Annotated in this window: 7 protein-coding genes and 1 pseudogene; 1 reads left to right on the top strand and 7 read right to left on the bottom strand. The window is 31.4% G+C overall.

Annotated features, from left to right (window positions below; genetic code table 11):
- The 7 genes and pseudogenes from ACQKMV_RS23675 to ACQKMV_RS23645 all read right to left on the bottom strand — a co-directional run.
- Positions 1-269: pseudogene (locus ACQKMV_RS23675) on the bottom strand (carboxypeptidase M32); the annotation flags it as partial.
- A gap of 460 nt (positions 270-729) precedes the next feature.
- Entirely contained in the window at positions 730-1,251 is a 522-nt protein-coding gene (locus ACQKMV_RS23670) for a hypothetical protein (protein ID WP_427506896.1), read from the bottom strand.
- A 396-nt stretch (positions 1,252-1,647) separates the two neighbouring features.
- Positions 1,648-2,271, bottom strand: a complete 624-nt coding sequence (locus ACQKMV_RS23665) for an SdpI family protein (RefSeq protein ID WP_427506895.1) — start codon at positions 2,269-2,271, stop codon at positions 1,648-1,650.
- Entirely contained in the window at positions 2,271-2,543 is a 273-nt protein-coding gene (locus ACQKMV_RS23660; RefSeq protein ID WP_427506894.1) for an autorepressor SdpR family transcription factor, read from the bottom strand. The genes ACQKMV_RS23665 and ACQKMV_RS23660 overlap by 1 nt, the downstream gene beginning before the upstream one ends.
- A 1,260-nt stretch (positions 2,544-3,803) precedes the next feature.
- Complete coding sequence (locus tag ACQKMV_RS23655; RefSeq protein WP_427506893.1) at positions 3,804-4,235, bottom strand: hypothetical protein; 432 nt, start codon at positions 4,233-4,235, stop codon at positions 3,804-3,806.
- A 181-nt stretch (positions 4,236-4,416) separates the two neighbouring features.
- On the bottom strand, positions 4,417-4,869 hold the full coding sequence (locus ACQKMV_RS23650; RefSeq protein WP_427506891.1) for a GNAT family N-acetyltransferase: 453 nt from the start codon (positions 4,867-4,869) through the stop codon (positions 4,417-4,419).
- Between the two features lie 222 nt (positions 4,870-5,091).
- Positions 5,092-5,505 carry a carboxymuconolactone decarboxylase family protein gene (locus tag ACQKMV_RS23645; protein ID WP_427506889.1) on the bottom strand — a complete coding sequence of 138 codons (414 nt, stop codon included), beginning with the start codon at positions 5,503-5,505 and terminating at the stop codon, positions 5,092-5,094.
- A gap of 132 nt (positions 5,506-5,637) precedes the next feature.
- Between ACQKMV_RS23645 and ACQKMV_RS23640 the strand changes: the two genes are divergently transcribed.
- Complete coding sequence (locus ACQKMV_RS23640; protein ID WP_427506887.1) at positions 5,638-6,078, top strand: Lrp/AsnC family transcriptional regulator; 441 nt, start codon at positions 5,638-5,640, stop codon at positions 6,076-6,078.
- The last annotated feature ends 703 nt before the right edge of the window (positions 6,079-6,781 follow it).

The raw sequence follows: 6,781 nt of genomic DNA, 5'->3' as shown, positions 1-6,781 counted from the left end.
TCGCCGTTGAATAGGTCACGTTCAATTTCATAGCGAATCATAATATGTAGCGGATATGTTAACTCATCTGCTTCAATACGAATAAACGATGGCTCTACCATATTAATTGCTCGTAGGAAATCACTTAAAGGGACATCTCCAAACTGTGCTGGTGAATGGTTTTGCAAGCGCTCATAGTTGTGCTCCCAAAACTTTTCATTTCGACCGACCAAATTTTCATAGAATAGCGATTGTGATTCATGGATGCCTGTTGATGTTCCCCTTGCTAATAGCGTTATGGTATAATGAACTTCCCCAATATACAGAAGACTTTCGGAAACTAAAAACGATATGGGAAATAATTAGGGACAAGCACAATTAGATAAACCAACAATTTTTAATAATAAATTTACCAATTTATGTATTAGTACCCATAGATAAGTTGACCTTATATCTTCATAAGTTACATTGTTAAATCATAAATATGCAATTAATTTTGTCATATGAACTAACAGTATAAATCCTAGATAACACTCAACACAAAATCCCACTGAAAAGTTGACTTATAGGCTTTTCAGTGGGATTATCTTTTTCATAAAAGTGTTAAAACTTTTAACACGGCTTATTTTTAACTATTTTTTCAACAAAAGCACACGTAAAAATAATAAGAGCAGAGAAGCTTATTCAACAATCGCGCCCTTTAATTGAATAACAATTAGCTTCCTTTAGCTGTTTAGCAACCTTTTAGAGTTAGTTCGGTACTGACAAATCTTCAATTGTTTTAAATATTCTTGAGTATACATCTTGAATATTTTGCTCATTTACTACGTCATTATATAATCCATAACCCCAATACCTTTTACTCTTGCTATCGTAAAGATAAGCATAGGCACCTGAATCAACATCTGGATAATTTTCGAAATCAGCTTCTTCATTAATGAAAGGAACATATCCTTTTTGTGATTCGATAAATAAGAACGGACGAGGACTGTTATTATAAACCTTTGCATATTGTGCTTTATCTGCTTCTTTTAGATTTTCCTTCGTAATAAATATAGCATCATAGTTTTCTACTTTCTGCAAATCTGTAAAATCTATACCTGTAAATTGAATATGTTCTTCTCTAACATTTGGTTCTTCACCAATAATACCAATATGTAATGGTTTCCCGTTATAAGGTTCTGTTTCTATACTTTCATTCTGCTTAGAACAACCGAATGCTGTAAAAAGAACAGAAATCATTATCATTGCAAGATTAACTTTTGACTTCATATTTTCACCTCTTTAAACTAATAAATGTCCTTTTATTAATTTTAACATAATTATCCATTTATTCTATAAAAGTTACTTAACAATCTGGCCCGTTTGTTGAACACCAAGTTAAACAACACTCTTCAACTAAACTGCCCCGTTAGCCATCCATGTAACGCAAAAACCAGCGCTACATCACAGAAAATGAAAGATGATTACGTTCTTTCATGGGAGTTTAATAAAGAAAAAAGAGCTGCAGATGCAGCTCAATGTTCTTCTAGTAAAGCACCCCGTTAGTTGAAGTATGATCAAATTCTTGGATATTCGTAAAAAGTAGTGGATGATTATTTACTAATTTCCTCATATTTATTAGTTGAAGGTTTTCCACTAATCAACAATTTTAATTCCTCATATAATTTAGGATATACATTTCTCAATTCGATTTGCATAAATATGTATAACTATTATTCCCATAGGTATTAGAATAATCGAAATTATAATAGCTAAATGAATGGGAAGCAAAGAAGTAAAGGTGATTAAAATCCCCAATATAACCAATATAAAACCACCAAATCTCTGTGTTTTTTTCCATGTTGTATCATCATTAAGAGTAGCTGCAGTTCGAATGCCGATAAATAGATTTTTCTTCTTTATCCTTGGTGTATAGTTTCCCATTAATATAAAGAATAACCCAATCAGAACAAAGAGAAATTTTTCTGTTTTTAAGGATTCATCTTTTACATTAATTAAAAATAGAACATTTATAGACAAAGTAAAAATAATCATAAAAATCGTTATAGGGGTATTTATTTTTTGTTTGTTTATATTCTTGTTATCAAAAAGAAGGAAAAGGTAAGTTATTAATAAAAGAATAAAGCTAAATGCAAAGAAGATACTCATCACAAAAAATTTTTCTTCATATCTATCTACAATTCCGTTCGTATAATGCATTGGTACTTCAATTGGTAAATATTCATAAGAAAAAAACCATAAAAGTAAAACAGAAATAAACGAAATAAGTAATGCCCATACATGCCTCATTAGTTATCATTCTCCTTTTTATTATTAAATTTTATTACCCATCCTAAAAGTTCTTGAAAAATCGTCATATTTAATGAGTAAATAATATATTTTCCATGTTTAGAGGATTCAATTAGTCCACAATTTTTTAAAATAGCTAAATGTTGAGATATACTCGGTTGCGAAATTCTAAAATGCTCTGTGATTTGTCCAACAGTCATATCCTTTTCTTTTAAGAGATCCAAAATTCGCCGTCGTGTTGGATCTGATATCGCTTTATACACATCAAACAAACATCTCCCCCCCTTCATCAACACATTAACATATAGCTATATAACTATATGTAAGATAACACATAAATACTCGTAAGTAAATATTGTAAGAACAACACACTCATCCCTATTGCACATTTTCTTTCAGATTCATTCAATATAGCGACGGAATTTAGAATTCTGCTTTGGTAAAGTAACCTGCTTCTTCATACAGATAGGTAAGCCTTTGAAATTATCGCCAGCTTTTCCCCCTGTTCACACCGTACGTGCGACTTTCACCGCATACGGCGTTCCAACTAATCCAATTCAATTAATCATCAACACTTCTGATATCAAAATACCTTCTATGCCTCAATTCTTCCGTTTCAATAAGTCGGTGCCTCCCTTGGAAGGTGAACCTCTTTTAGTCTCACGAGAACCTTATTAACCGATAAAGATTTGCCAAGCATGATTAAGTAATTCTTCATTAGTCTAGTGGCTATCCCTCCACGTTCATTACACGCTTCAACGGTACTGTGCCACCACTTTCACTGATATAAAGTAAAGTTATATAACCGCTAATCTTACGATTATTTTCCTTCGCAACGCTTCAAAGAGAGTAAGCCCTCCACGTTATCAGCTTACAATGTTGAATTACATCTATTATAGAATGAAATTAGGTGCTTCCTGTAAGCCTGTTAGCATTCATACGCCTGTAACGTATCATGGATTTTCATATTAGCTAGTCTTACTCACCCACATCTAACCTCACAATTTGGTGACATACACATTTCTATGTATCGCAGTTATAGACCCGTACATTCAGAAGTTTGTCAGCTTAACCTTTTCTTTTAGGTTCATTCGCATTCTCACCATATTCATTCAACTCAAGCATCATGATTTACACCACCCCCGCGGGTAGGCTTTCGTCAGCCGAACTGTTAAGGTAAATTCTCACGCCTTTTCGGAGAGCTTATAACACTTTCATTCTTACTAAATCAAGTGCTATTCGACTAAGAGAGAACCCTTCTAGGCGTTACCCTATCATTTGATTCTTCGATATAACCCTTCAATTCCGAAAGGAACTGCCTAGCCTTTACCAGATTGATGTAACCATCATCCATTTGAACTAGGAACATTTCGCACAACTATCCTGCCCCGTTAGCCATCCATGTCGTGTAAAATTAACACTACACCACAGAAAATGAAAGATTATTACGTTCTTTCATGGGAGTTCAATAAAAAAAAGAGCCGCCTAAGCAACTCAACGATTTTCAAGTAAAGCCCCAGTTTGTGAAGTATCTATTGTTTAATTTCAGCCAAAATGAATTCAGGAATATCCTCATTTACTATTTTCTTAATGAAATCCACTATTTCATGATTTTCTAAACTTTTTTGATATACATTGGTTGATTGTATTATAAAGTTGGTCGTATCGAGTAGTCCTGTATACGTGTATATTTCAGATGCAAACTTCTTTACATGTTTAATTATTTCTTGAAAGTTTTTAGTTTCATCTTCAATTAAATATATAAAAATGTTATGTTGGTCATTTTTTATATATGTAACAAGGTATCCCAATACTTCAATTAATCTTCCATCCCAATATTCATCAAAATCTTGAGGATCATTAACTCCAAGGATAAAATAAAACTCAAAATTTTGTGTTCGAATTAAGCGAGTAAATGAATATGCTTCGAACTTACTCATTTTCATATGTTCGTAATCATACAAAACAATCGCTCCCTTACAATTTAAAACTAATTTCCTTCTTCATCAAAACTGCTGTCTTTGCTCAATAAGAAAAGCCGCCTTTAAATTCGGCACTTGGAACTTAAACTCTTGCACCCCGTTAGTTTAATAAGAACAGAGACGCTTCTTCCACAATTGCGCCCGTTTGCTTAATAAAACCTTATTAAATTTCCTTTTTAAAAGAAGTTAAAGATAGGTGTTCCGTTACTCTTGTTTCTTCTTTTTTTGAAAATCCATTTTTTAAATAAAAGGTCACTGCTGGTGTATTTTGGGATCCAGTTGATACTATTATTGTTTCAAAACTTTTATAATTACTTTCAATGAAATCCAATAATTTCTTGGCAATTCCTTTTCTAAAATGATTAGGATGCACTATTAACCGATGTATCTTAACTATGTCATTCTCTGTTTTTATAGAAATGACTCCGCATAATTCTTCATTTAAGTAAAAGCCAAAAAAAGTCTCTTCACAATGCTGCAACGTTTCCACTGTGTCTTTTAATGGCGGTAATTCATAAAAGTCAATTAATTCAGCCTCTACCTTGTATGAAGGTATTTGAATGTTTAATACTTCTTTAGCAAATTTAGGGTTAGTAATATCAATTTTTTTAATCATTGTATCCTCCATTTACTCTTACTTAGATTAATTGGCTAGTTTAACTTATTGGATAAAAACTAAAAAGCTACACTAAAAATACTTATTTATAAAGCAACAATGCCTTAATTATTTCATAGAAGTAATCTTTCCAAGTTTTATTTTCGATCTTCGGTTGCTCCTCAATGCAATTTTTCATTACTTTGTTTTATTTAGACCTCGATTGTTGAATAAATAAGATTATTAATTTAAAGGTTCTAATTTCATCATGGCACCAAAATATTGTGAAGCAGTCGTAAAAGAAATAAATGCGCATAATTCACTTATTTCCTCTTCGGTGAAACACTCTTTCAAAATATCAAACACTGAATCAGCAATGTCACCCTTTTGTTTTAAAAAGACTTCCGCAAATCCTACTGCAATTGATATTTTTTCATCAAACTTACCTGGATCAGGTTTTCCTTTGGCCTTACAATACTCACATCCGTTACTTTGAGCTAATGTTCTCCTTACTTGTTCCTTTAATTTAGATGTTAGTAGTCCATCTTTTTCTAACACATTTCCTAACTGATTCCATCCTTCCATTACACCTTTATTATGCCCCAATAATCTTTGAAAAGATGTTTCCCCGAAATTAGATTCAACAATTCTTGCCATGTAAGTCCCTCCTTGTTATATTTGAACATGAATTAATTATAAAAAATAAAATAACTAAATCACATTAAATTTACAATGATTATTAAATGAATCCTTTTTAAAATTAATGATTATAGGAGGAAAACTATAAAAATGAAAATAGACGATATTGACAAAAATATTTTAGGTGAATTACATAATAACAGCCGTTTATCAATGAGCGAGCTTGGGAGAAGGGTGAATCTGTCCTCCCCATCAGTAACTGAACGGGTAAGACAAATGGAGTCATTTGGAATTATAAAGAAATATACTTTAGAGGTTGATTATGAGAAAGTAGGTTTACCAATCCAATGCATAATTGAAGCAACAGTTAAAAATGGTGACTATAAATCTTTTAAAAATTATATTGAGAAACTTCCAAATGTAGAATTCTGTTATCGAATAGCAGGAAGTGCGTGCTATATGCTTAAAATGCAGTTTGAAACTTTCGCTAAGGCAGAAAAATTCATTGATGAAGTAAATCCATTTGTCCGTACTGTAACACATTTTATTTTTTCACAAGTCCATACAAATTTAAAATTTAATACGGACTGAATATTTTTCCTGAAAACTACTTACTTTTTTTAAATTATCTTACCTCGATAGTTAAGAACAATCCTTTACAATCTCACCTTTATTTTAACTAAATATCCAGTTTTTCTTTAAAAATGTTATTCAATAATATGGCCCGATTGTTGAATAAAAACATATCAACACTATTCTACTTAACTGCCCGTTAGTACAACAACTTCTTTAAATCAATTCTTGTGTAACCGTTAATATAAGTCGTACCATCACATTATAAAATATGGTTTTTTAAATATGGGTCGAAGATTGGTTCGTAACCTATTTTTACATCTTAATTAACTACACTTTCCTTTCGTAAATAATTATAAATATACTTTTAATCACAAATAATAGCTAAACAAATATAAACAATAGTTCCGCTTAACAATAACTCGTTATAATCTTGCACATTTTATAAAGAATTCTGATGAAACATGTAAATTACTTTAATTCTTGACTTGTAATTAATAGCGTTAAATATTTTCGCTTAAATAATTCCATTTTTTTATTATCTCAAATTCACCAGCTGGTTCAAAAGGCTTTAAGCTTTGGTAAAGCAACAAGCGATTTCTCATTGTAAAGAAATCGCTTGTTTTTTTAGAGCTGATACAGCTTCGTATACTTTTCTTGTAAATAGTTTGCTAAATATTTAGCGTTTAAGCCTTCACCAGTCGCTTCTTGTAACAGTTCG

This window comes from Lysinibacillus sp. NPDC094403 (assembly GCF_050278745.1).
Classification (GTDB): domain Bacteria; phylum Bacillota; class Bacilli; order Bacillales_A; family Planococcaceae; genus Lysinibacillus.
The sequence above is the reverse complement of the archived record's forward strand: the minus strand, read 5'-3'. Positions and strand labels throughout refer to the sequence as shown.